Genomic DNA, 21,693 nt, shown 5'->3' on the forward strand with positions numbered 1-21,693 from the left:
TTCACTCCTGTTCCGGAATTTCCGGCTCTCGCAGCGCCGACCCGGTCGACATGGCTACCACGGCGGCGTTGCGGCGCCGCCGGGCCAGCAGCAGCGCTCCCCCGGCCGTCAGCACCGCGCCCACCGCCACCGTCACGCCCGCGCCGGGCCGCGGCCCGGGTGCCGCCCCGCCGCCGCGCAGATCGGCGTGCCCGGCCAGTGCCGAGGCCGCCCCGCCCGCCGGTGGCGCGGACCGGTCCAGCTCCCCCGGCTCGACCAGCCGGCCGACCCGCGCGTCACGGGGCTGCGCGAACCCCCAGTCGAGCAGCGCCGCGCCCTGCTGCCAGCCCCGCCGGCTGGTCACCTCGGCACCGAGCAGGGTGACCACGAGGCGCCGGCCGCCGCGCTCGGCCGCGCCGACGTACGTGTGCCGGGCCAGGTCGGTGAAGCCGGTCTTGCCGCCGAGCGCGCCCGGATAGTGGTCCAGCAGCATGTTGTCGTTGGAGATGGCGAACCCCTTCGCCCGCTGCGCCGGCTGGGCCGGGATCTGCGCGACCCGGGTGGCGGCGTATTCGCGGAACGCCGGGTCGGCGAAGCACGCCCGCGCGATCAGCGCCAGGTCGTACGCGCTGGTGAACTGCCCCGGTCCGTCCAGCCCGGACGGGGTGACCGCGTGCGTCTGCCGGGCCCCGAGCCGGTGCGCCTCCTCGTTCATCGCCCGCACCCCGCCGGCCAGCCCGTCCGGGCCGCCGCCGAGGCGGGCGAGCGCGTTGGCCGCCTCGTTGCCGGAACGCAGCAGCAGGCCGAGCCAGATCGTCTCGATCCGGTAGTGCCCGCCCTCGACCAGCCCCACCGCCGAGCTGCCCGGTTCCACGGCCAGGTCCCCCGCGGTCACTGTGACCTCCCGGTGCGGATCCAGCCGGGGCAGCATGGTGGCGGCGAGCAGCAGCTTCTGCACGCTCGCGGGCACGCCGTACTCGTGCGGGCCGCAGCCGCCGAGCACCGCGCCGCTGTCCAGGTCGGCGACCACCCAGGAGGTGGCGGTCACCGCCGGCGGCGCGCTCGACGCGGGCGGGACGACGAGGCCGGCGGTGTCGAGCGCGGCGCCGCCGACGGCCCGCGCGGCCGGGTCGGGCGTGGGCGGCGGCTGCGGCGGCCGGGTCGCCGGGGCCGGCACGTTCGGGCAGGGCGGCGCGGCCGGCAGCCGGCGTACCGGCGCGCGGGCGGCGGCCGCCGCCGGTGTCACCGAGGCCGGCAGCAGCAGGGCGGCGGTCAGCGCCACGAAGGATCCCCAGGTCCTCATGACCCGGACGCTAGCCACGCCGACCCGAACGGGTCACCGGCTCCGGGATTCGGGCCCCGGCACCGAGGTCAGGCGGTAGGCTCCGCTGCTCGCTCGCGGGTCAGCGCGCGCGGAGCCCGTGCCCGGCGAGCGGGCCGACCTGCCATCCGCGGCGGCGGCACTCGGCCAGCACGCGCGGGAGCGCGGCGAGACCGGCCCGCCAGGCGCCCGGCGCGGCGGTACGGGAGGAGTCGTGCAGCAGGATCGTGCCGCCCGCGTCCAGTCCGGTCAGGACGGTGCGCGCGACCGTGTCCGCGGTGGCGGTGGCGGTCCAGTCCCGGCCCCAGCAGCTCCACAGCACCGGCCGCAGGCGCAGCCGCCGGGCGGCCACCAGCGCGGCGGTGGTGAGCACGCCGTACGGCGGTCGCAGGAACCGGGGCGGACGGCCGGTCACGTCGGTGACCAGGTCGTACGTGCGGGTCAGGTCGCTGACGGTGCGGGCCGGGCCGCGCAGCAGCAGGTTGTCGTGCGTCCAGCCGTGCACGGCGATCTCGTGGCCGTCGCCGGCCACCCGGCGGCCCAGCGCGGGGTGGCGCGCCAGCATCGCGCCGAGCACGAAGAACGTGGCGCGGACCCGGTGCGCCGCCAGCACGTCCAGGACGTGGCCGGTGGACTCCGGGTCCGGGCCGTCGTCGAAGGTCAGCGCGACCCGGCCGGGCGTCCCGAGCCCGTGCAGCCCGGGCAGCAGCCGTCGCCGCAGCGCGGGCAGCGCCGTCACCGCCGGCGCCGCGTGCAGCGCCGGCAGCGCGAGCGCGGCGGCCCCTGCCAGGGTGGCCGCTCTCATCGCAGGCCGCCGGTGGACTGCAGCAGCGCGGCGAGCACGGCGACGGCGTCGCCGACCGGGTCCAGCAGCGGGCGGCGCGTACCGGCCGGTCCGGCCGGCGGTGCCCGGCGTGCGGCCTCGGCGACCAGGCCGGCCGGGTCGCGGGACACGTCGTCGCGGGACGGGCTCACCGGTCCGGTCCCGATCACGGCCGCGAGGACCGGCCCGAGCTGCTGCGGTGTGGCCGCCCACCGGCTCAGGCCGGCCCGGGCCAGGATCGCGGCGTTGGCGCGCCCGTGCCCGGCGATGGGCCGGTACGTGACCACCGGCAGCCCGGCCGTCAGCGCCTCCTGGCAGGTCAGCCCGCCGGCGTTCTCCACCATGACGTCGACCGCGCGCATCAGCGCCGGCATGTCGTCGACCCAGCCCAGCACGTGCCGGCCGGCGCCACGCAGCCGGTGGCGCAGCGCCGCGTTGTGCCCGCACACCACCACCGGCCGGACGCCCGCGGCGGCGACCTCGGCCACCGTGGCCGCCACCTCGCCGGCGCCCCAGGAGCCGGCGACGACCAGCGCGAGCACCCCGTCGGCCGGGAGGCCGAACCGCTGCCGGGCCCGCCGCCGGTCCTCCGGGGCGGGCCGGGCGAAGTCGCGGGACACCAGCGGCTGCACGGCGGTGACGTCGGCGGCGCCGGCCCGGTGCGTCTCGGCGTGACGGACCGCGCAGTACACGTCCACGCCCGGCGCGAGCCAGGTCGGGTGCACCACGAAGTCGGTCACATAGGTGATCACCGGGACACGGAGCCGCCCGCGCCGCCGCAGCGGACCGAGGATCTGGTTGGCGAACGGGTAGGTGGTGACCACGGCCCGGGTGTCGGGCGGGATGCGGCGGCGCAGGCGGCGGCGGAACGGCCGCATCAGCGCGCGGATAGCGCGTACGGCGGTCCGCGAGCTGCCGGTCAGCCGGAACAGCGCGTGGTAGCCCCAGGGGAGCCGGTGCAGCACCCCCCGGTACGTCTCGCGTACCGCCCGGTGCACCGGGCGGGGCAGCAGGTGCAGGAGGTTCAGCCGGTCCACCGCGAAGCCCCGCGCACGCAGCCGGTGCGCCAGCTCGTCGGCGGCCCGGTCGTGTCCGGCGCCGATGTCCGCCGAGACCACCACGATCCGGCCCGGGTGCTCCATGCCGGGCGCATACCCACGGAATCGGTGTCCACGCGACCCGCCGGGACGCCGGGTTCAGGCGCGGCGGCGTCCGCGACGGCGGGACCGGCCCCGGCAGGCGGCGAGCACCGCCGCCACCCCGCCGACGGTGAGGGCCAGCACACCGGCGAGCGGCACGATCATCCGCCAGTCCCCGTCGCCGACGCGGCGCAGCGCGGTCCCGGCCGGCCCCCGCCAGGGCGGGGAGGCGGTACGGCTCGGCTCCGCGGCCGCCGCCTGCTTGGGCTCCGCCGCCTCGGCGTCCCGTTCGCCCGGCTCGACCAGCCGGCCGACCGAGGCGTCCCGGGGCTGCCGGAAGCCCCAGTCGAGCAGCTGGGCGCCCTGCTGCCAGCCGCGTACCGGGCGGGCCTCGGCGCCGAGCAGCGTCACCACGAGACGGCGTCCGTCGCGCTGGGCGGCGCCGACGTAGCTGTGCCGGGCCAGCTCGGTGAAGCCGGTCTTGCCGCCGAGCGCGCCGGGATAGCGGTAGATGAGCTGGTTCTCGTTCTGGATCTGGAACCCGCCCTTCTTCAGCGCGGGCTGGGCCGGGATCTGCGTGCGCTCGGTGCGCGCGTACCGGCGGAACGCGGCGTCGGCGAAGCAGGCCCGCGCGATGAGCGCCAGGTCGTACGCGCTGGTGAACTGGCCGGGGCCGTCCAGGCCGGACGGGGTGACCGCGTGCGTCTGGCCGGCGCCGAGCCGGCGGGCCTGCGCGTTCATCTCGGCGACGCCGGCCTGGGAGCTGCCGGCGCCGAGGCGGGCCAGCATGTTGGCGGCGTCGTTGCCGGACTGGAGCAGCAGGCCCAGCCACAGCGTCTCCACGCTGTAGCGGCCGCCGACGAGCAGGCCGACGGCTGAGCTACCCGGTTCGATGTCCAGGTCGGCGCGAGTGGCGACGGCGACCTGCTTGGGGTCCAGCCGACTCAGCATGGTGGCGGCCAGCAGCAGCTTCTGGGTGCTGGCCGGGGTGCCGGGGACGTGTGCGCCGCAGGCGCCGAGGACCGCGCCGGTGTCCAGGTCCGCCACGAGCCAGGTGGTGGCGGTGACCGCCGGGGGTGCGGGACTGCCGGGTGGCGTGACCAGCCCGGTGCCGGCCAGCGCCTCGCCGCCCACCGCCGCCTGCTCGGGCGTCGTGGCCGGCGGCGTCGGGCGCGGCGGCCGGCTGACCTTCGGCGCGGGCAGGCGCGGGCAGGGCACGGGTGCCGCGGCCGGCGCGGCTGCGGCTACGCCAGCCGGGGCGGCTGCGGGTGTGAGCGCCGGGGCGGCGCCTGTGGCCGGGACCGGAACGCCGATGGTGAGCAGGGTGACGGCGGTGGCGGCGGCCAGGACCCGGGCACTCATGAGATGGCACCCTACCGAGCCCGATGATCAGGTCCGGACGGCTCACCGGTGTCGTGACGCGGTGCCGATCACGCGGTCCCGGTCGGTGACCGACTGGCGCGTCAGCGCACGCCGCGCAGCCACCACCGCTGCCACGGCGTCTCCACCGCGCGCCTGTGGTAGCCGGACCGCACCCAGGCCACCGCCCGCGCGGGCGGCAGCCCGTCCAGCACGGCGAGGGCGGCCAGCGCGGTGCCGGTGCGGCCGATGCCGCCGTGGCAGGCCACCTCGACCCGCTCCCCCGCGTACGCGCGCCGCCACGCCTCCCGCAGCGCGTCGAGGGCGTCGGCGCGGTCGGCCGGGATCCAGAAGTCGGGCCAGCGGACCCGCCGGGACGGCCACTCCGGCTCGGGACCGGGCGCCAGCAGCAGGGAAAAGTCGGCCGGCGACGCGGGCCCCGCGACCCGGCGGCCGCGTACGGTGGCGCCCCCGGGGAGCGTGAGCAGGCCGGCCGGGTCGGTCCACGGTGTCGGGTCCATCGGCTCATTGTGTCCCGGCGGGCGGACACGTGAGTGCCCGCCGGACTCCGTCCGGCGGGCACTCACGATCGAGCCGGGTCGTCCCCGGCGCACCCCGGATCAGCCGAGGCGGCGGCGACGCCAGGCCATCGAGGCCAGCAGCAGCACCGCACCGGCGGCGGCGAGGCCCCCACCGAGCTTCAGCGGCGTGCCGATGCTGTCACCGGTGACCGGCAGCCCGCCGTGGTGCGGCGACTTGGTCGGCCGCGGCGGCAGAACGGTGCCGGTCGCGCTCGCGATCCGCCCGGACGTCAGACCGGTGGCGGTGAACGTGTACCGGCCCGGCCGGGTCGGCCGGTAGGTGACGGTGAAGTTGCCGCTGGCGTCGGCCGTCACGGTGAACGTGGTCGGCGCGGGCTGCGGCTGGGCCCGGTTGGGCGTGTAGGCGACGGGCGCCATCGCCACCGTGCTGCCGTCGCTGCGCCGCGCGGTTCCCTCGGCGGGGGCGGCCGCGGGCAGGCCCGTGATCGCCACGTCGATCCGCACCGACTCGTTCGGCGCGAAGTTCGAACCCCGCAGGGTGAACGTCTCGCCGAGCCGGATGGTCGTCGGTGAGACGGTCAGCGACGCGACCTCGGGCGGGTAGACCGGGGGCTGCGGCTGCGCCGCCCCGGCCGCGGTCGGCACGGCCGCTACGGCCAGGCCCACCGTGAGCGCCATGATGATGCGGGATAGCCGCATGATGGTTTCCCTCCTACTGTTCACAGCTTGGTGCGTTGACTACTTGGGTGGTCCATGGGGTGACGGTGGGCGTGTGCACCAGTTCGGCAGTCCCGGCGCCGGTCTGTCCGGTGAGCACCGTGACGTCGAGCGTCCGGGTCTGCCCCGGGCGGGTCTCCACGTTCGCCACCGCGACCTGGCGGCGGCCGTGGGTGCCGCTGCCCATCGCGGTGTCCCGTCCGTCCAGCCGGCCGGTGAGCACGGCGCCGCCGGTGGGCGTGTGCACGGAGACGAACGTGCGTGCGGTGTACTTGTCGCCGGCCAGGGCCAGCCCGGTGACCGACTTGCTCAGGCCCGACTTGGGGGCGTTGGAGTGCACCGTGACCCGCAGCCGTAGCTCGCGGCGCCCGTCCGGGTGGCATTCGCCGACCGTCACGGTGGCCGAGAACCTGAGGTAGTAGCCGAGCTTCGCGCCGCTGCCGTCGTTGAGGAACACGCCGACGGTCGGCACGGTGTCCTTCTCCGGGAGTTGACCGGCCAGCCGGCTGCCGGCCAGTGCGCGTTGCTCCTCGGATCGGACACTCCAGAACAATATCCGACGTTCATTGATTGAACGGGTAAAAACGGTCAAAAGCGCCCTCGGGTCTACCGTCTTGGTGAACAGCGTGTCGAAGACGCCCGACGCGGATCTACTGAAGAACTCGTCCTGGTCCTTCGTGTCCAGGTCCCGGTACGAGTCACTGAGCAGCGTCCGTACCGCGGTGGCGGCGGCCAGCGACGGCCCGTCCGGCACGTTCACCGGACCCACGACGCCGAGCAGGTACGACAGGACCACCGGGTCCACCGCCAGCACCCCGTCCACAGTGGTGCCGGTCCGGCGGCGCACCATGTCCCGGTAGAGCGCGGCGGCGGCCGGGAAGTCCGGCGTGAGGTTCACGTCCGCCGGATAGATGCCCGGCAGGTCGCCCCAGAGCCGTTTCGCGTCCGCGCCGACCTTCAGCGGCGGGTCGAAGAACCGCAGGTCCGACGAGCTGCCCTGCTTCACCAGGCGGATCCCTCCGCCCTCGGCGCGCAGCACGGCGTACGCGCCGAACATGCCGCCGGTGGCGCGCAGCTCGGCCGGGTTCTGCGAGACCAGCAGGTAGGTGCGCGGCCCGTCCGCGCCGAGCAGCGGCGGCAGCAGCCGGGCGCCCCGGTCGGCGGCCGAGGTCAGCTCGCCGAGCTGGTCCAGCTCGGTGCGCAGCGCGACGACCGCGTCGCGTACCTGCGTCACGAGGTCGCCGGTGGGCACCTGCCGCAGCCGGTCGGCGGTGCGGCGCACGGCCTGGTCGGCGGCGGACACCTCGGCCGAGACGGCGCGCAGGCGGGCCAGATCGAGCTTGCCCTGCTTCGGCACCAGCGAGGCGAGGTCGACGCGCAGCAGCGTGGGGAACGCGAGCCGGGCCAGGTCGTCCACCGCCACCGAGATCTGCCGGACCGCGGTCAGGTTGTCCCCCGCGTACGGCGTCTGCTGGCCCACCCACCACACCGGATCGCCGGTCTCGCCGCGCGCGGCGGCGGCCTGCTCCTGCAACGCGGCGAGCGTGCGCTGGGCGCGGGCCACGTCGCCGTCGAGCACCTGGGCGCTGAGTTCCCGGGCCAGCCCGGCGGCGTTCACCAGGTGGGCGCGGGCCTGCCAGCCCCGGAACGCGACCCAGCCGCCGGCGCTGAGCAGCACCGACACGACGACCAGCCCGGTCAGCAGGATCCGGCGGACCCGGGCGCGGCGGCGCCGTCGCGAACGGCGCCGCCGGCCGGGCGTGGCACCAGGTCCGGTCACGGATTTCCCCCTACGTGTCGGTCGAATCGGACACAATTCACGATCGAGTGCTTTTTAGCACGAGAAAGTGCCTGTTTGAGGCGTTATTCGACACTCTGGCAATTCATCGGCTGTGTGCGAGCTTTATTCGGTTCGAGGACCGCTCGGCCGCCTCGTGCAGCAGCGCCTCGATCCGGTCCACCCCGGCTCGCATCGACATGTCCCGCAGGTACGCGTCGCGGCCCCGCCTGCCCATGTCGAGCCGGGCGGCCGGCGGGATGGCGGCGGCCAGCCAGAAGCGGTCGGCCAGCGCCGCCCAGTCCTCCGGCGGGCAGGACAGGCCGGCGCGGGCCCGCTCCACCAGCTCCGCCGTCTCCCCCGCCGCGGAGGCGACCACCGGCGCGGCGCAGGAGAGCGCGGCCTGGAGCTTGCCGGGCACCCGGCCCCGCAGCTCCGGCAGGTCGCGCTGGGCCACGAGCTGGTAGTCGGCGGCGGCGTACAGCTGCGGCATGTCCACCGCGGACCGTCGCTCCAGGAACCTGACGTTGTCCGCGCCGAGATCGGCGGCGAGCCCCCGCACCTGCCGCTCCTGCGGACCGGAGCCGACGAGCACCAGATCCATCCGGTCGCCGAGCGCCGCGGCCGCCCGGACCGCCGTCTCCAGATCCTGGCGCTCGCCGATCGTCCCGGCGTGCATCACCACGCAGCGGTCGTCCCGGCGGACCAGCCGCCGCACCGCCGGACCGGCCTGGGTGGGGCGGAAGATGCGCTCGTCGGTCCAGTTCGGCGCCACGCGCACCCGGCCCGGGTCGGCCCCGGCGGCGCGGACCAGATCCGCCATGGACGGCGAACCGACGGCCACCACCGCCGCCTCCCGGTAGAGGCGGCGGGAGGCGGCCTCCAGCCGCGCCGACCAGCCGCCGTCCGGCGCCGCGCGACCGTCCCGCTCCGTCCACACGTCCTGCACGTGCAGGACCGTCGGCGTACGGCCGAGCAGCCGCAGCAGCCCGGTGGCGGCGAACGTGACCGCCGGGTGCCCGTAGACGTAGAGCGCGTCGACGTCGCGCAGCAGGCCCCGTCCGGCGAGCGCGGCGCTGCCGGCGAAGGAGAGCCAGCTCGCGGTACGGGCGCGGGCGGAGCCGTCGCCCGCGGCGTACCGGGGCACCCGGCGCACGGTCAGCCGCTCGCTGTGCGTCTGGTGCCGCCAGCGCTGCCGCCAGCCGGGATAGACGTGGCCGCCCGGGTAGTCCGGGAATCCGGTGAGCACCCGTACCTCGTGACCCCGGGCCACCAGCTCCTCGGCCAGGCTGCCCGGGACGAACGCCGGCTCCGGCGGGAAGTGGTAGGTGAGGATGCCGACTCTCATGACCGCGCTCCCGGCGCGGCTTTCCGGACGGCCGGGCGCCGCACCGCGTACCATTCCCGCATCCCCTCTGCGTCCGGCCGCGACCGCCGGAAGAACGCCGTCGCGGCACCCGCCGTCGCGACCGTGCCGACGAGAGGGGTGCAGATGGTCGACGAGGTGCTCTTCGTCTGCCACGCGAACATGTGCCGGTCACCGATGGCGGAGTTCATCGCCCGCCGCATGCTGGCGGGCCTGCCGCTGACGGTGGCCAGCGCGGGAACCGACGCGATCGACGGGGCGGCCATGCACCCGTACGCGGTCGAGGTGACCGCGGCCACCGGCGCGGACCCGGCGGTCTTCCGCACCCGCCGGCTGCGCGCCGAGCACCTGACCGGTGCGGCGCTGGTGCTGACCGCGACCCGCCGGCAACGCTCGGCCTGCACCTCGCTGGCGCCGGCCGCGCTGACCCGGACGTTCACGCTGCGGCAGTTCGCCCGGCTGGCCGCGGAGGCCCGCCCCGCCGAGGCGGAGGCGGACGCGGGCACGCCGTTGCGCGCGGCGGTGTCGGCCGCGGTCCGCGCCCGGGGGCGGCTGCAACCCGCCGCCCCCGACGCGGAGGACCTGCGCGATCCGATCGGCGGCTCGCCCGCCGACTTCCGGCGGTGCGCCGAGGAGATCGAGCGGTCGATCCGGCCCGTGCTCGCACTCATCGCGACAGCCGGGTGAGTTCCTGCGTCCGGTCGCCCACGGCCTTCGCGCCCCGCCGGGTGCCGGCCCGGTCGGCCGGTACGGAGGGCGCCGCGGGCGGCACGACCACCTTGTACGCCTCGTACTGGTAGGCGTCCGCCTTCGCCACCTTGGCCATGTTGAGCACGCAGCCGAGCAGGCGCACCGACACCGAGCTGAGCGCGTGCGCCGCCGCGGCGACCTGGCTGCGGGAGGTACGCCCCTGCTGGGTGACCAGGAGCGCGCCGTCGGCCTGCACGGCCACCACCACACCGTCGGTGACCGCCAGCAGCGGCGCGGTGTCGATGACCACGATGTCCGCCGAGTCCCGCAGCGCGACCAGCAGGTCCGCCATGGACTTGGAGCCGAGCAGCTCGCTCGGGTTGGGCGGGGTGGCGCCACTGGGCAGCACCAGCAGTGACTTCTCGCCCCAGCGCTGCACCACGTCACCGACCTGGACGTCGCCGACGAGCACGTCGGTGAGGCCGACACCGCCGTCGAGCCCGAGGTAGTCGGCGACCTTGGGGCGGCGCAGGTCGGCGTCGATCAGCAGCACCCGCCAGCCCGCCTCGGCCAGCGCGATGGCGGTGTTGCAGGCCATCGTGGTCTTGCCCTCGCCCTGCAGCGCGCTGGTCACCGCGATGACCCGGGCCGGCTCGTGCACGTCCACGAAGCGCAGGTTGGTGCGCAGCTTGCGGACCGCCTCGGCCCGGGCGGAGGTGGCCGCGTCGCCGACGATCAGCGGCGCCGACCGGGCGCCGGTCTCGTACGGGATCTCGCCGAGCAGCGGGCTGCCGGTCACCCGTTGCAGCCCGGCGCCGTCGCGCATCCGGACGTCGGCCACCCCGCGCAGCACTGCGAGGCCGGCGCCGAGCAGCAGGCCGAGCAGACCGCCCAGGACCAGGTTGCGGGTGGGCTGGGGCGAGACCGGGTCGGAGGTGACCCGGGGACCGCTGACCACTTCGATCTTGATGGGCGGGGCCTTGCCGTCCGGCGGCGTCTCGACCTTGCGGACCAGCTCGGTGAACTTGGTCGCGAGCATCTCGGTGGTCTTCAGCGCCCGGGTCTGGTCGGTGTCGGTGATCGTCGCCTGGAGCAGGACCGTGCCGGTCGTGGCGGTGGTGTGGATCCGGCTGCGCACCTGGTCGGCGGTGAGGCCGAGCGGCGCGTCGGCGACCACGCTCTGCGCCAGCCGGTCGCTGGTGAGCAGGTCACCGTAGGACTTCACCCGCTGCTGGAGGAAGAGGCCGCCCTGGTAGGCGTCGGTGACCCCCTGGCTGGGCGTGGTGACGAAGAAGGTCACCGAGGCCTCGTACCGAGGCGCCGTCCGGACCGTCACCAGCGCGGCGGTGCCCAGGCCGAGCATCACCGTCACCAGCACGATCCACCAGTGGCGTCGGACCAGGCGCAGGTAGCCGAGAACGTCCATCACGCTCCCCCTCGCGACACGCCGGTCTGCCGATGAAACTGCACGAAAGCCCCCTAAAAACCCCAGTCGCCGTGCCAGGATCGAATCGCCTATTCACGACGTTACGTGACTGGACGACGGTAAACGACCGAACAGGCACAGACGGTCTAATCCTTTCAATACGGATAGGACGTAGAGGGCAGCCCATGGATCGTGATGCGATCACAGCCGTTCGACCCCCCGGCCGGATCACCCACCGCGCCGCCACCCTTTCCCTGTTAACGCTGGACACGGCCGCGTGGTGCGGAGGTTTTCTCGGCGCCGCCTGGACGCGGTACGAATTCGACCTCACCGCCGCCGCCAGCGCCCGCACGCTCGGCCTGGCGCTGACCTGCGCCGCGCTGTACGCCACGCTCACGCTGGTGCGGACCCGGCTCTACGGCCGGTACCCGATCGGCAGCGCCGGTGACGCGCAGGGCCTGGCCACCACCGTCGCGCTCGTCGCAGCGGTCGGCTTCGTCGCCCTGCTGCCGTGGACGGAGCACCCGGTCCCGGCCAGCACGCCGCTGGTCGGCGGCGCGGTGGCGCTCGTGGTGATGGCGACCGCCCGCGGGCTCTGGCGGGCCCACGCCGACCGCCGGCCGCCGGCCGCGGGACACGCCGAGCGCTGCCTGGTCTACGGGGTGGACGCGGCGAGCGAACGCCTCGTCCGGGTGCTGCTGCACGACGCGGACAGCAGCTACCGGCCGGTGGGCCTGCTCGACGACGCGCCCGAGAGCCGCGGCCTGCGGCTGGAAGGGCTGCGCGTGCTCGGCGGCCGGGAGCAGATCGGCGTAGCCGTCCGGGCCACCCGGGCGAGCACGGTCATCTTCTCGATGAGCGGCTCCGACCCGCAGCTGCTGCGCGACGTCCGCACCCGCACGCTGGAGGCCGGGGCGGCGTTCAAGGTCCTGCCGCCGGTCCGCGAGGTCCTCGACCGCCCGGTGGCCGCCACCGACGTCCGCGACCTCCAGCTCACCGACCTGCTCGGTCGCGCGCACCGGGCGGCCGAGCTGAGCGTGGAGCGCGGCGGGCTGGCCGGGCGCCGGGTGCTCGTCACCGGGGCCGGTGGCTCGATCGGCTCGGAGCTGTGCCGGCAGATCGCCCGCTGCGAGCCGGACGAGCTGATGATGCTCGACCGGGACGAGTCCGCGTTGCACGCGCTGCAGATGTCCCTGCACGGCCGCGCGCTGCTGGACGGGCCGGAGCTGATCCTGGCCGACATCCGCGACGCCGAGGGCATCGCCCGGGTGGTCGCCGACCGGCAGCCCGACGTGGTGTTCCACGCCGCCGCGCTGAAGCACCTCCCGCTGCTGCAGCGCCACCCCGGTGAGGCGATCAAGACCAACATCCTGGGTACGCTGAACGTGCTGGAGGCGTGCCGGGACGTCGCCGAGTTCGTGAACATCTCCACCGACAAGGCGGCCAACCCGACCAGCGTCCTCGGCTACTCCAAGCGGATCACCGAGCGGCTCACCGCGTACCACGCGCAGCGCCTGGACGGCCGGTACCTCAGCGTCCGGTTCGGCAACGTGCTCAGCAGCCGCGGTTCGGTGCTCACCGCGTTCCAGGCGCAGATCCGCGCCGGGGTGCCGGTGACTGTCACCCACCCCGACGTGACCCGCTACTTCATGACCGTCCAGGAGGCGGTGCACCTGGTGCTGCAGGCCGCGACGATCGGCCGGGGCGGTGAGGCGCTGGTGCTCGACATGGGTGAGCCGGTCCGGATCGCCGACGTGGCCCGCCGGCTCGCCGCCGAGGCGGACCGCCCGGTGGAGATCGTCTTCACCGGTCTGCGCCCGGGCGAGAAGCTGCACGAGCACCTGTTCGGCGCCGACGAGGTGGACACCCGGCCGCTGCACCCGCTGATCTCCCACGTGCCGGTGCCCGAGCTGGACCCGGACGAGGTGCGCGGGCTCGACCCGTACGCCGACCCGGACGAGCTGATCAAGCGGATGGCCGCGTTCTGCGACCCGGTCGGGGCGTCCCTGCCGGCTCTGCCTGGGCAACGCTGACTGCCGCCGCGCCGATGGGACGCTCCACCCGAGTGGTGAGAGGGGCGTCCCATCGGCCGGCTCGGCTCGCCGCGGGTGGCGGCGCCCGTTAGGGTTGATCCCGGTGTGCCGGGAAGCCTGGTCGGCGATGGTTCCGCCGACCCCAGCTTCCGAACGGACGCCGCATGCCCCAGCACACCCCGCACCGCTCGCGCCTGCTGTCCCGCCGCTCCTGGCCGGAGGCCCGCTTCCTGGCCGACGTGCTGCGCACCGAGACCGTCGGCGGCGGCCTGCTGCTGCTCGGCGCGGTCCTCGCCCTGATCTGGGCCAACTCGCCGTGGCGCGCCGCGTACGCCGAACTGAGCCACTGGGTGCCCTGGCCCGGCGGCGCCGGGCTGCACCTCGACCTGGACCTGCGCACCTGGGCCGCCGACGGGCTGCTGGCGATCTTCTTCTTCGTGGTCGGCCTGGAGCTCAAGCGCGAGTTCGTCGCCGGTGACCTGCGCGACCCCCGGCGGGCCGCGTTGCCGGTGGTCGCCGCGCTCGGCGGCATGATCGCCCCCGCGCTGGTCTACCTCGCGGTGACGCTCAGCGCCGGCGGCGACGGCCTGCGCGGATGGGCCATCCCCACCGCCACCGACATCGCGTTCGCGCTCGCCGTGCTCGCCGTGGTCAGCTCCCACCTGCCGCAGGGGCTGCGTGCCTTCCTGCTCACCCTCGCGGTGGTCGACGACCTCTTCGCGATCACCATCATCGCGGTCTTCTACACCGACGCGTTCCACCCGCTGCCGCTGCTCGGCGCACTGCTGCCGATCGCCGCGTTCGGGCTGTTGGTGCAGCGGCGGCGGACCTGGTGGTGGGCGCTGATCCCGCTGGCGGTGGCCGCCTGGGCGCTCGTGCACGCCTCCGGCGTGCACGCCACGGTGGCGGGCGTGCTGCTCGGTTTCACAGTGCCGGTGCTGCGCGGCCGCGACGGCGCGCCCGGCCTGGCCGAGCGGCTGGAGCACCGCTGGCGGCCGGTCTCCGCCGGCCTGGCCGTGCCGGTCTTCGCCTTCTTCGCCGCCGGGGTGACGCTGGTCGGCGTGGACGTGGGCGGCGTGCTGACCAACCCGGTGGTGATCGCGGTGGCCGCCGGGCTGGTGCTCGGCAAGGTGATCGGCGTGTTCGGGTCGACGTACCTGCTCGCCCGGTTCACCCGGGCCGAACTGGACGAGGAGATCACCTGGGCCGACCTGCTCGGGCTGGCGTTGCTGGCCGGCATCGGCTTCACCGTGTCGCTGCTCATCGGCGAACTGGCGTTCGGTGCCGGCAGCCCGGAGGAGGACGGCGTCAAGGTGGCCGTGCTGCTCGGCTCGTTGATCTCCGCCCTGCTGGCCTCGGTGGTGCTGGTGCGCCGCAACCGGGTCTACCGGCGGATCAGCGAGCGGGAGAGCCGGGACGCCGACGGTGACGGCGTACCGGACGTCTACCAGGAGGGCCCGGTCTGAACCGGCGCGGCGGGCGCGACCGTCCGGTCACGCCCGCCGCCACCCTCGACGCGGTACGCCTCAGTGCCGGCGCTCGGCCGGCCGCGGCTCGCGCTTGCGTTCCGGTTCCTCGAGCGCCTCGGCGGCCGGCGCGGTGAGGTCGTCGCCGGGCACGGCCACCTGCTCGGCGCGGTCCTGCTCGTCCTCGCGCCCGCCCGGCGGCGGCTCCGGCGCGGTGGCGCCCCCGGCGAAGCCGTACTCGTTGGGCTCGTCGTGCCTGCTCATGGGCGGAACCTCCCGGTCGTGCCGATTCGTCCTCCGCCGGGCGGTCACCGCCACGGCGCTCACCCGCGCTACTTACCCACCCGAGCGCACTCCGATCATCGGGCGCCGCCGCACCACTCACGTCAGGTCAGCTCGGAGACCGCCTCGAAGATCAGCCAGAGGCCGCAGATGGCGAACAGCACCGCCGCGCCGTAGCGGATGGTCCGCTCCGGCAGGTGCCGGCCGAGCATCCGGCCCACCAGGATCGCCAGCGCGTCCGCCGCCACCATGCCGAGCGTCGAGCCGAGCCAGGTGCCGAACCAGCCGTACTTGGTGGCCAGCGTGATGGTGGCGAGCATGGTCTTGTCGCCCAGCTCGGCCAGGAAGAACGCCACACCGACGGCGATGACGGCGGACCGGCCGCCGCGCTCGGCCTTGCGCTTCTCCTCCTCGGTCAGCCTGTCGCCGCGCAGCGTCCAGGCACCGAAGCCGAGGAACGCCAGACCGGCGATGAGCGAGATCCAGTCGGTGGGCAGGGCGGCGTTCAGGCCGTACCCGATGGCCACCGAGGCCAGGTGGACGACGGCGGTGGCGATCGTGATGCCGATGAGCACCGGCACCGGCTTGAACCGCGTGGCGAACGTCAGAGCCATGAGCTGGGACTTGTCGCCCAGCTCGGCGACGAAGATGACGCCGAAGCTGACCACCAGCGCGACGAGGAAACCCTCCATGCGAACCTTCCCGATCAAGCCGGGAGGAGGAACGGGGGCGCCCTCGACCCGGCTGCGACAGCCTGAGTCGAAGGTCTCGCCCGCCCCGGAGACCGGGGCCGCGTGGCCGGATGCGGAACGCACCAGTGTGTCGACCACGACATTGGGGGCTACTCCCCTTCGCGCCGCCAGCCTAGCCGATCACCGGCCGGGCCGGTCACCGGGTGTGGCCGGGGCCACGGCGGCCCTCAGTCGGCGCGGACCAGGCTCACCCCGAACAGCCCGTCCGGGTCGGTCCAGAACGCCCGCCTGTCGAACCCCGCGGCGGTCAGCTCGGCCGCGATCCCGTCCGGCCGGAACTTGGCCGACACCTCGGTCCGCAGCTCCTCACCGGCGGCGAACACCACGTCGGTGTCCAGCACCCGCACCCGGGTCGGGTGCTCGGCGCGCAACCGCATCTCGATCCACTCCCGCTCGGGATCCCAGACCGCCACGTGCCGGAACGCGTCGACGTCGAAGTCCGCGCCCAGCTCGCGGTTGATCACCCGCAGCACGTTGCGGTTGAACTCGGCGGTCACGCCCGCCGCGTCGTCGTAGGCGGGCACGATCACGCCCGGGTCCTTGACCAGGTCGGTGCCGACCAGCAGCCAGTCGCCGGTCTCCAGCGCCGCGCGCATCGCGGTGAGGAACTCGGCCCGTTCCACCGGCAGCAGGTTGCCGATCGTGCCGCCGAGGAACGCCACCAGGCGCCGGCCGCCGGTGGGCAGCCGGTCCAGGTGGCGGGTGAAGTCACCGACGATCCCCCGCACCCGCAGCCCCGGGTACGCGGCGGCGATCTGCTCGGTGGACGACCGCAACGCGCTCACCGACACGTCCAGCGGCACGAACGTGCCCAGGTCGCCGTGGCGGGTGAACGCGTCGAGCAGCAGCCGGGTCTTCTCCGACGAACCCGAACCCAGCTCGATCAGCGTCTTCGCGCCGGTCATGGTGGCCACGTCGTCGGCGTGCGCCGCCAGCACCGCCCGCTCGGCCCGGGTCGGGTAGTACTCCGGCAGGCGGGTGATCTCCTCGAACAGCTCGCTGCCCCGGGCGTCGTAGAACCACTTCGGCGGCAGCCACTTCGGCGTCGCGGTCAGCCCGACCCGTACGTCCTCCCGCAACCCACGGTCGAGGTCCTGCTGCTCCAGGTGGATCTCCAGCGGCTCCGCGCTCATCGGGTGTCCTCTCTTGCGGTGGGTACGGATCGTCAGGCGGCGGTCGTGTCCCGCACGTCGAGCCCGCCCGTGGTCGCCACCACGAGCCGGCCGTCCGGCACGGCCCGCCAGGCCGGGTCGTCGTCGAACGGTTCGGACGCCAGCAGCACCGAGTCCGGGCCGCGGCGCACCGACAGCGCATGCCCGGCCGTGCTCGCCACCACCGTCGTACCGTCGGTGAGCAGCAGGTTCAGCCGCGAGCCGGGAGCGGCGGCGGTCACCGCCGCGACGGTGTCCGCCACCGCCTCGTCCGGCGGCGCGCCGGCCCGCAGCCGGTGCCGGACCAGCGCCCACAGCAGCGCCGAGTCGGTCGGCACGTCCAGGGTGATCAGGTCGCGGACGGGCAGGCCGGCGGCGAGCGGGACCAGGCTGTCCGGCCAGCCCCGCACCACGCCGTTGTGGCTGAACAGCCACCGCCCCTCGGCGAAGGGGGCGGCGGCGGTCTCGTGCAGCGGCATGCCGACGGTGGCGGAGCGGACCGCGGCCAGCACCGCCCGCACCCGCGTCACGGCGGCCAGTTCCGGCAGCGTGGTGTCGCTCCACATCGGCTGGGCCCGCCGGTAACGGACCGGGTCGCCGTCGCCGGGATACCAGGCGACGCCGAAACCGTCGGCGTTCACCGTGCCGCCGCCGCGCATGTCACGCGGCGCCCACGACTGGCGCAGCAGCCCGTACGGCGGGTCGAACAGCAGGCTGCCCAGGAGCACGGGTGGACCGAGGTACGCGAGGTGACGGCACATCGGGCCGGCTCACTCCTCCGGTCCGGCGTCCCGGGCGCAGCGGAAACCGCTGAAGATCTGCCGCCGGATCGGGTAGTCCCAGTTGCGGAACGTACCCCGGCAGGCGGACCGGTCGGTGCCGAACGAGCCGCCCCGCAGCACCCGGTGGTCGTCGCCGAAGAAGACCTCCGAGTACTCCCGGTACGGGAACGCGGTGAAGCCCGGGTGACCCCGGAACGGCGAGGAGGTCCACTCCCACACGTCGCCGACGAGCTGGTGCACGCCCAGCGGCGAGGCGCCCGCCGGGTACGCGCCCACCGGCGCCGGCCACAGGTGCCGCTGCCCCAGGTTGGCGTGCTCGGTGCCCGGGTCCTCGTCGCCCCACGGGTAGCGGCGGGACCGGCCGGTCGCCGGATCCCAGCGGGCCGCCTTCTCCCACTCCGCCTCGGTGGGCAGCCGCTTGCCGGCCCACGCCGCGTACGCCTGCGCCTCGTACCAGCAGACGTGCACCACCGGCTCGTCGTCGCGTACCGGCGACCAGCGGCCGAACCGGCGGTACGCCCACCCGTCCCCGTCGCGCCGCCAGTGCATCGGCGCGCTCAGGTCCGCCTCGACGCGGTGCCGCCAGCCCGCCTCGCTCCACCAGCGCGGCTCGTCGTACCCGCCGTCGGCGATGAACGCCCGGTACTGACCGTTCGTCACCGGCGCGGCGTCGATGACGTACGCGGGCAGGTCGACGGTGTGCGCCGGGCGCTCGTTGTCCAGCGCCCACGGGTCGGTGGAGGTGCCCATGGTGAACGGCCCGGCCGGCACCCGTACCTCCCCGCCGACCCGGGCCCGGGGCTCCGGCGGGGGCGGCGCGTCCAGCACCGGGGCGCCGGCGCGCAGCTGGTGGGTGGCGAGCATGGTCTCGTCGTGCTGCTGCTCGTGCTGCACGATCATGCCGAACGCGAACCCGTCGGCGACGAGCGGACGCTCGGTGAAGCGGATGCCGTCGAGCAGGTCGAACACCTTGTCGCGGACCGTACGCACGTAGGCACGGGCCTCGGCCGGCGGCAGCAGCGGCAGCGCCGGGCGGTCCTTGCGGGGCTGCTTGAACGCGTCGTAGAGGTCGTCGATGTCGTGGCGTACCGGTTCGCGGCCGCCGACGTCGCGGACCAGCCACAGCTCCTCCTGGTTGCCGACGTGCGCCAGGTCCCAGACCAGCGGCGACATCAGCGTGGAGTGCTGCCGGACCAGGTCGTCGTCGTCCACCGCGTCGGTCAGCAGCGCGGTACGGGCCCGGGTCCGCTCCAGTTCCGCGGCGATCCGGTCGCGTAGTCGCTCGGTGGTGGTCACCGGTGTCCCCTCTCCGCGGCGGCGCGGTGCCGCCGGATCGCTCGGTCGGTCTCGTCGTGGATGCCCTCGGGCAGGCCGAGCCTCGGCAGGGCCGTCAGGGCCAGGTCGAACAGCGCCGCCGCGGCGCTCGCCAGCGGACGCTCGGCCAGCCCGCACCGGGCCGCCGCGCGCCACCGGTCGGCGACCGGGCCGGCCGCCGCCAGCGCGTCCCGGGTGGTGGCCGGGTCGGTGAAGAGCGACGTGAGCACCGCCAGCGGCACCGTCCACGCCGGGCCGGGCTGGGTGTCCAGGTAGCGCAGCTCCAGGTAGCCGCGCGGGCGTACCGGCGGGAACAGCGTGCTGAGGTGGTATTCCAGGTCGCCGGTGGTGGGCGGGCGGGGCAGCGCCCCGGCCAGCCAGTCGGCGAACGTGACACCGGGCGGCGCGGTCCAGTCCGGGCCGTCGCCGCGTACGCACAGCAGCGGCGCGGCGAGCGCGTACCGGGTCCAGGCCGCCACCGGATCGTCGTCGGCGCGCTCGGGCGACCACACCGGACGGGTCCGGGCCGGGTCGATGGCCAGCCAGGTGGCCATCCGGGCGGAGGCCCAGCCGGTGCGGCGGCCCGCGTGCCGGTCGGCGGTGGCGAAGGCGGCGAGCAGCGGCGGGCCGACGGCGTGCGCGGCGGCCCAGCGCTGTGCCAGGTGCTCCGGCTCGCCCGCGTCCAGGCAGACCTGGAGCCCGGCCGTGCTGTACATCATCGCCCGTCCCGCCGGGCCACGCCGGTCGAAGGCGCAGCGCATGGCCCGGTAGCGCGGGGTCTCCACGACGGGCCGGGGAAGGCGCCACGGGTCGATGCCGCTGCGGCCGAGCACCAGGCCGGCGGCGTCCAGCCGGGCCCGCAGCTCGGCGACGTCGGCCTCGGTGGCCAGGATGAGGGCGCCGACCGACGATCGGGGCGTCGCGGAGATCTCCACCTGCCCGCCGGGCTCCACGGTCACGGCGCCGCCGTGCCGGAGCTCGTCGGCCGGACTGGTGGGGTCGAGGGTCACCGGGCTGTGCCGCCCCAGCGCCTCGCGTAGTCGCTCGCGGTCGACCGGCCGGGCCGGGTCCGCGGCGTCGTGCACGGTCCATTCCAGTTCGACGCCGACGAGTGCGGGTGGCCCGGTCTTGAAGCAGATCCGGGCGAGGTGGCCGCGGGCCGCCTCCTCGTCCCCCAGGACGACTGCGCGGTCCAGGTCCGGCGACATCACCATGGAACGGCTCCTCCTCGGCGATGGGCGACGACGTCGTCGCGACGCGCCCGGCCGGGACGGCACGGGACGCCGCCCCACCATCCTCTGTCTAGCAGACGAGATCCGCTTGCCCGGAGAGATGAATTTTTGTCCGGAATCTGATTGCGCCGCGGCGCTCAGTCGTCCGCTTCCCGGCCCGGGGGCTCGGGCTCCGGCGCGTCGTCCGGGCCCTCCGGCGACGCGCCCACGAGGTTGCGGCAGTAGCTCTCCACCTGCTCGGGGCCGCCGGCGGCGGCCACCAGGTCGGCGAAGCCCGGCTTGGTGAGCGCCTTCTCCCGCTGTCGTTCCGGCTTGGCCAGGTAGGCGCGGCAGTGGCCGGCCAGGCTCGCCCCGCCGGCCGGGGGCGCGGACGGCCGGGCCTTGGCGCTCGGCGTACCGGACGGGGCCGGAGCCGGTGGGGACAACGCGCCGGACGCGTCACCGGCCGGGGTGCTCGGCGCCGGCCGGGACGGCCCGGTGACGGCGGGTCCGGTGCCCGTCGGTCCGGCGCCGGTCGGCCCGGCCGTCGTCGCGGGCGGCACCACCGGCTCGGGGTCGTGGTTCAGGCGCACGGCGGCGAACGCCACCCCGGCGACGGCGGTGGCGGCGAGCCCGGCCAGCGCGGCGGCGATCCGCAGGCGCCGGCGCGGGCGCGGCGCGATCACCGGCGCCGGCGCGGTTCCGGCGCGGGCCGCCCGGAAGGCGGCGAGCGCCTGCTCCTCCCCGGCGACCTCGTCCGGGCCGGCCGGGCCGGCCGCGGCGGACAGCAGCCGGGTCAGCGGGTCGGTGTCGGCGCCCGGCGGCGTGCCGGCGCGCGCGGCGTCGAGCAGCCGGTCGGACTCCGTACGGTCGGCGGGCCCGCCGGACCGGCGAGCGTGCATGCCGTCGTCTCCCCTCACGTCAGCCCTCCGCCGGCTCGGCCTCGGGCGCGTGCGGCACCTGGCGCTCGGTCCGGGGACGCGGCGCGACGGCGTCCCGGGTGTCCTCCGGCGCGGCCTGCGCCGCCGAGCGCTCCAGCAGCGCGGCGAGCCGGCGCAGGCCGCGGTGCGCGGCGGTGCGCACCGCGCCGGCCCGCCGGCCCAGCACCCGCCCGGCGGTCTCCGCGTCCAGGCCGATGACGGCCCGCAGCATCACCGCCTCGGCCTCGGCCGGCGGCAGCGTACGGATCAGCGCGAGCGCGCTCTCGGTGGCGATGGCCTCACCGGCCCGGTCGGCGGTGTCGACGTCGGCGGCCAGGTCGTTGAGGGCCTGCACCGGCACCGGCACGGAGGGCCGCCGCCGCTGCCGGCGCAGATGGTCCATGGCCCGGTTGCGGGCGATGGTGACCACCCAGGCGCGGAACTCGCCGCCGGTGAACGACGGCAGGTCGCGGGAGATCTGGAGCCACGCCTCCGAGGCCACGTCCTCGGCGTCGGCGCCGACGAGGGCGGTCAGGTAGCGCAGCAGCGCGGGTTGCAGGCTGCGGTAGAGGAACCGGAACGCCTCCTCGTCCCCCGCCTGCGCCGCGGCGACCGCCTCGTTCAGTTCGGCCGTCACGCGCGC

Annotated in this window: 20 protein-coding genes; 3 read left to right on the plus strand and 17 right to left on the minus strand. The window is 75.5% G+C overall.

Annotated elements, in window-relative coordinates; all coding sequences use genetic code 11:
* Nucleotide 1 precedes the first annotated feature (1 nt).
* The 8 genes from OC439_RS00605 to OC439_RS00640 form a co-directional block, all read right to left on the minus strand.
* On the minus strand, nt 2–1,282 hold the full coding sequence (locus OC439_RS00605) for a D-alanyl-D-alanine carboxypeptidase family protein (RefSeq protein WP_262011658.1): 1,281 nt from the start codon (nt 1,280–1,282) through the stop codon (nt 2–4).
* Nucleotides 1,283–1,382: 100 nt separating this feature from the next.
* On the minus strand, nt 1,383–2,105 hold the full coding sequence (locus tag OC439_RS00610; protein WP_262011659.1) for a polysaccharide deacetylase family protein: 723 nt from the start codon (nt 2,103–2,105) through the stop codon (nt 1,383–1,385).
* Nucleotides 2,102–3,265: an MGDG synthase family glycosyltransferase gene (locus OC439_RS00615; protein WP_262011660.1), complete on the minus strand. Its 1,164-nt coding sequence runs from the start codon at nt 3,263–3,265 to the stop codon at nt 2,102–2,104. Before OC439_RS00615 ends, OC439_RS00610 begins: the two co-directional genes overlap by 4 nt.
* A 54-nt stretch (nt 3,266–3,319) precedes the next feature.
* Nucleotides 3,320–4,624: a D-alanyl-D-alanine carboxypeptidase family protein gene (locus tag OC439_RS00620; protein WP_262011661.1), complete on the minus strand. Its 1,305-nt coding sequence runs from the start codon at nt 4,622–4,624 to the stop codon at nt 3,320–3,322.
* 101 nt (nt 4,625–4,725) lie between these two features.
* Nucleotides 4,726–5,142: a protein-tyrosine phosphatase family protein gene (locus OC439_RS00625; protein ID WP_262011662.1), complete on the minus strand. Its 417-nt coding sequence runs from the start codon at nt 5,140–5,142 to the stop codon at nt 4,726–4,728.
* A gap of 99 nt (nt 5,143–5,241) precedes the next feature.
* A complete protein-coding gene (locus OC439_RS00630; protein WP_262011663.1) occupies nt 5,242–5,862 on the minus strand; it encodes a hypothetical protein in 621 nt (206 codons plus the stop codon).
* A gap of 13 nt (nt 5,863–5,875) precedes the next feature.
* The gene (locus tag OC439_RS00635) at nt 5,876–7,660 is read right to left on the minus strand and encodes a DUF4012 domain-containing protein (protein WP_262011664.1); all 1,785 of its coding nucleotides are present in this window, start codon (nt 7,658–7,660) and stop codon (nt 5,876–5,878) included.
* Nucleotides 7,661–7,763: 103 nt separating this feature from the next.
* A complete protein-coding gene (locus tag OC439_RS00640) occupies nt 7,764–9,005 on the minus strand; it encodes a glycosyltransferase family 4 protein (RefSeq protein ID WP_262011665.1) in 1,242 nt (413 codons plus the stop codon).
* A gap of 144 nt (nt 9,006–9,149) precedes the next feature.
* On the opposite strand from OC439_RS00640, the gene OC439_RS00645 reads away from it, so the two are divergent.
* Nucleotides 9,150–9,710, plus strand: coding sequence for a low molecular weight phosphatase family protein (locus OC439_RS00645; RefSeq protein WP_262011666.1), 561 nt, complete (start codon nt 9,150–9,152; stop codon nt 9,708–9,710).
* Here the strand turns inward: OC439_RS00645 and OC439_RS00650 are convergent.
* Nucleotides 9,691–11,139, minus strand: coding sequence for a polysaccharide biosynthesis tyrosine autokinase (locus tag OC439_RS00650; protein WP_262011667.1), 1,449 nt, complete (start codon nt 11,137–11,139; stop codon nt 9,691–9,693). The genes OC439_RS00645 and OC439_RS00650 overlap by 20 nt on opposite strands.
* Before the next feature lie 185 nt (nt 11,140–11,324).
* Here OC439_RS00650 and OC439_RS00655 point away from each other — a divergent pair, with 185 nt between their 5' ends.
* Both OC439_RS00655 and nhaA read left to right on the plus strand, forming a co-directional pair.
* Nucleotides 11,325–13,172, plus strand: a complete 1,848-nt coding sequence (locus OC439_RS00655) for a nucleoside-diphosphate sugar epimerase/dehydratase (protein WP_262011668.1) — start codon at nt 11,325–11,327, stop codon at nt 13,170–13,172.
* Between the two features lie 164 nt (nt 13,173–13,336).
* Nucleotides 13,337–14,638, plus strand: coding sequence for a Na+/H+ antiporter NhaA (gene nhaA / locus OC439_RS00660; protein WP_262011669.1), 1,302 nt, complete (start codon nt 13,337–13,339; stop codon nt 14,636–14,638).
* Between the two features lie 60 nt (nt 14,639–14,698).
* On the opposite strand, the gene OC439_RS00665 is transcribed toward nhaA, so the two are convergent.
* From OC439_RS00665 to OC439_RS00700, 8 genes are all read right to left on the minus strand, one after another.
* On the minus strand, nt 14,699–14,902 hold the full coding sequence (locus OC439_RS00665) for a hypothetical protein (RefSeq protein WP_262011670.1): 204 nt from the start codon (nt 14,900–14,902) through the stop codon (nt 14,699–14,701).
* A gap of 122 nt (nt 14,903–15,024) precedes the next feature.
* The gene (locus OC439_RS00670) at nt 15,025–15,612 is read right to left on the minus strand and encodes a TMEM165/GDT1 family protein (protein WP_013286559.1); all 588 of its coding nucleotides are present in this window, start codon (nt 15,610–15,612) and stop codon (nt 15,025–15,027) included.
* Between the two features lie 227 nt (nt 15,613–15,839).
* The gene (gene egtD, locus OC439_RS00675; protein ID WP_262011671.1) at nt 15,840–16,805 is read right to left on the minus strand and encodes an L-histidine N(alpha)-methyltransferase; all 966 of its coding nucleotides are present in this window, start codon (nt 16,803–16,805) and stop codon (nt 15,840–15,842) included.
* Between the two features lie 32 nt (nt 16,806–16,837).
* Complete coding sequence (gene egtC / locus OC439_RS00680; RefSeq protein ID WP_262011672.1) at nt 16,838–17,584, minus strand: ergothioneine biosynthesis protein EgtC; 747 nt, start codon at nt 17,582–17,584, stop codon at nt 16,838–16,840.
* Nucleotides 17,585–17,593: 9 nt separating this feature from the next.
* Nucleotides 17,594–18,901 (minus strand): ergothioneine biosynthesis protein EgtB, encoded by a 1,308-nt coding sequence (gene egtB, locus OC439_RS00685; RefSeq protein WP_135240362.1) that lies wholly within the window; start codon nt 18,899–18,901, stop codon nt 17,594–17,596.
* Nucleotides 18,898–20,133 (minus strand): ergothioneine biosynthesis glutamate--cysteine ligase EgtA, encoded by a 1,236-nt coding sequence (egtA, locus tag OC439_RS00690; protein WP_262011673.1) that lies wholly within the window; start codon nt 20,131–20,133, stop codon nt 18,898–18,900. Before egtA ends, egtB begins: the two co-directional genes overlap by 4 nt.
* Before the next feature lie 155 nt (nt 20,134–20,288).
* Complete coding sequence (locus OC439_RS00695) at nt 20,289–21,032, minus strand: hypothetical protein (RefSeq protein ID WP_262011674.1); 744 nt, start codon at nt 21,030–21,032, stop codon at nt 20,289–20,291.
* Nucleotides 21,033–21,051: 19 nt separating this feature from the next.
* Complete coding sequence (locus tag OC439_RS00700; protein WP_262011675.1) at nt 21,052–21,687, minus strand: RNA polymerase sigma factor; 636 nt, start codon at nt 21,685–21,687, stop codon at nt 21,052–21,054.
* Nucleotides 21,688–21,693: the final 6 nt, after the last annotated feature.

This window comes from Micromonospora sp. Mcm103 (genome assembly GCF_024519755.1).
In the GTDB taxonomy this organism is placed as follows: Bacteria; Actinomycetota; Actinomycetes; order Mycobacteriales; family Micromonosporaceae; genus Micromonospora; species Micromonospora aurantiaca.

Bases quoted from the DNA above. Each gene is read 5' to 3' on its own strand.
- nhaA (WP_262011669.1), top strand. From the start codon at position 13,337: ATGCCCCAGCACACCCCGCACCGCTCGCGCCTGCTGTCCCGCCGCTCC.
- OC439_RS00630 (WP_262011663.1), bottom strand. From the start codon at position 5,862: ATGCGGCTATCCCGCATCATCATGGCGCTCACGGTGGGCCTGGCCGTA.
- OC439_RS00645 (WP_262011666.1), top strand. From the start codon at position 9,150: ATGGTCGACGAGGTGCTCTTCGTCTGCCACGCGAACATGTGCCGGTCA.
- OC439_RS00620 (WP_262011661.1), bottom strand. From the start codon at position 4,624: ATGAGTGCCCGGGTCCTGGCCGCCGCCACCGCCGTCACCCTGCTCACC.
- egtC (WP_262011672.1), bottom strand. From the start codon at position 17,584: ATGTGCCGTCACCTCGCGTACCTCGGTCCACCCGTGCTCCTGGGCAGC.
- OC439_RS00650 (WP_262011667.1), bottom strand. From the start codon at position 11,139: ATGGACGTTCTCGGCTACCTGCGCCTGGTCCGACGCCACTGGTGGATC.
- egtD (WP_262011671.1), bottom strand. From the start codon at position 16,805: ATGAGCGCGGAGCCGCTGGAGATCCACCTGGAGCAGCAGGACCTCGAC.
- OC439_RS00670 (WP_013286559.1), bottom strand. From the start codon at position 15,612: ATGGAGGGTTTCCTCGTCGCGCTGGTGGTCAGCTTCGGCGTCATCTTC.
- OC439_RS00625 (WP_262011662.1), bottom strand. From the start codon at position 5,142: ATGGACCCGACACCGTGGACCGACCCGGCCGGCCTGCTCACGCTCCCC.
- OC439_RS00605 (WP_262011658.1), bottom strand. From the start codon at position 1,282: ATGAGGACCTGGGGATCCTTCGTGGCGCTGACCGCCGCCCTGCTGCTG.
- OC439_RS00665 (WP_262011670.1), bottom strand. From the start codon at position 14,902: ATGAGCAGGCACGACGAGCCCAACGAGTACGGCTTCGCCGGGGGCGCC.
- OC439_RS00640 (WP_262011665.1), bottom strand. From the start codon at position 9,005: ATGAGAGTCGGCATCCTCACCTACCACTTCCCGCCGGAGCCGGCGTTC.
- OC439_RS00610 (WP_262011659.1), bottom strand. From the start codon at position 2,105: ATGAGAGCGGCCACCCTGGCAGGGGCCGCCGCGCTCGCGCTGCCGGCG.
- OC439_RS00655 (WP_262011668.1), top strand. From the start codon at position 11,325: ATGGATCGTGATGCGATCACAGCCGTTCGACCCCCCGGCCGGATCACC.
- OC439_RS00615 (WP_262011660.1), bottom strand. From the start codon at position 3,265: ATGGAGCACCCGGGCCGGATCGTGGTGGTCTCGGCGGACATCGGCGCC.
- egtA (WP_262011673.1), bottom strand. From the start codon at position 20,133: ATGGTGATGTCGCCGGACCTGGACCGCGCAGTCGTCCTGGGGGACGAG.
- OC439_RS00695 (WP_262011674.1), bottom strand. From the start codon at position 21,032: ATGCACGCTCGCCGGTCCGGCGGGCCCGCCGACCGTACGGAGTCCGAC.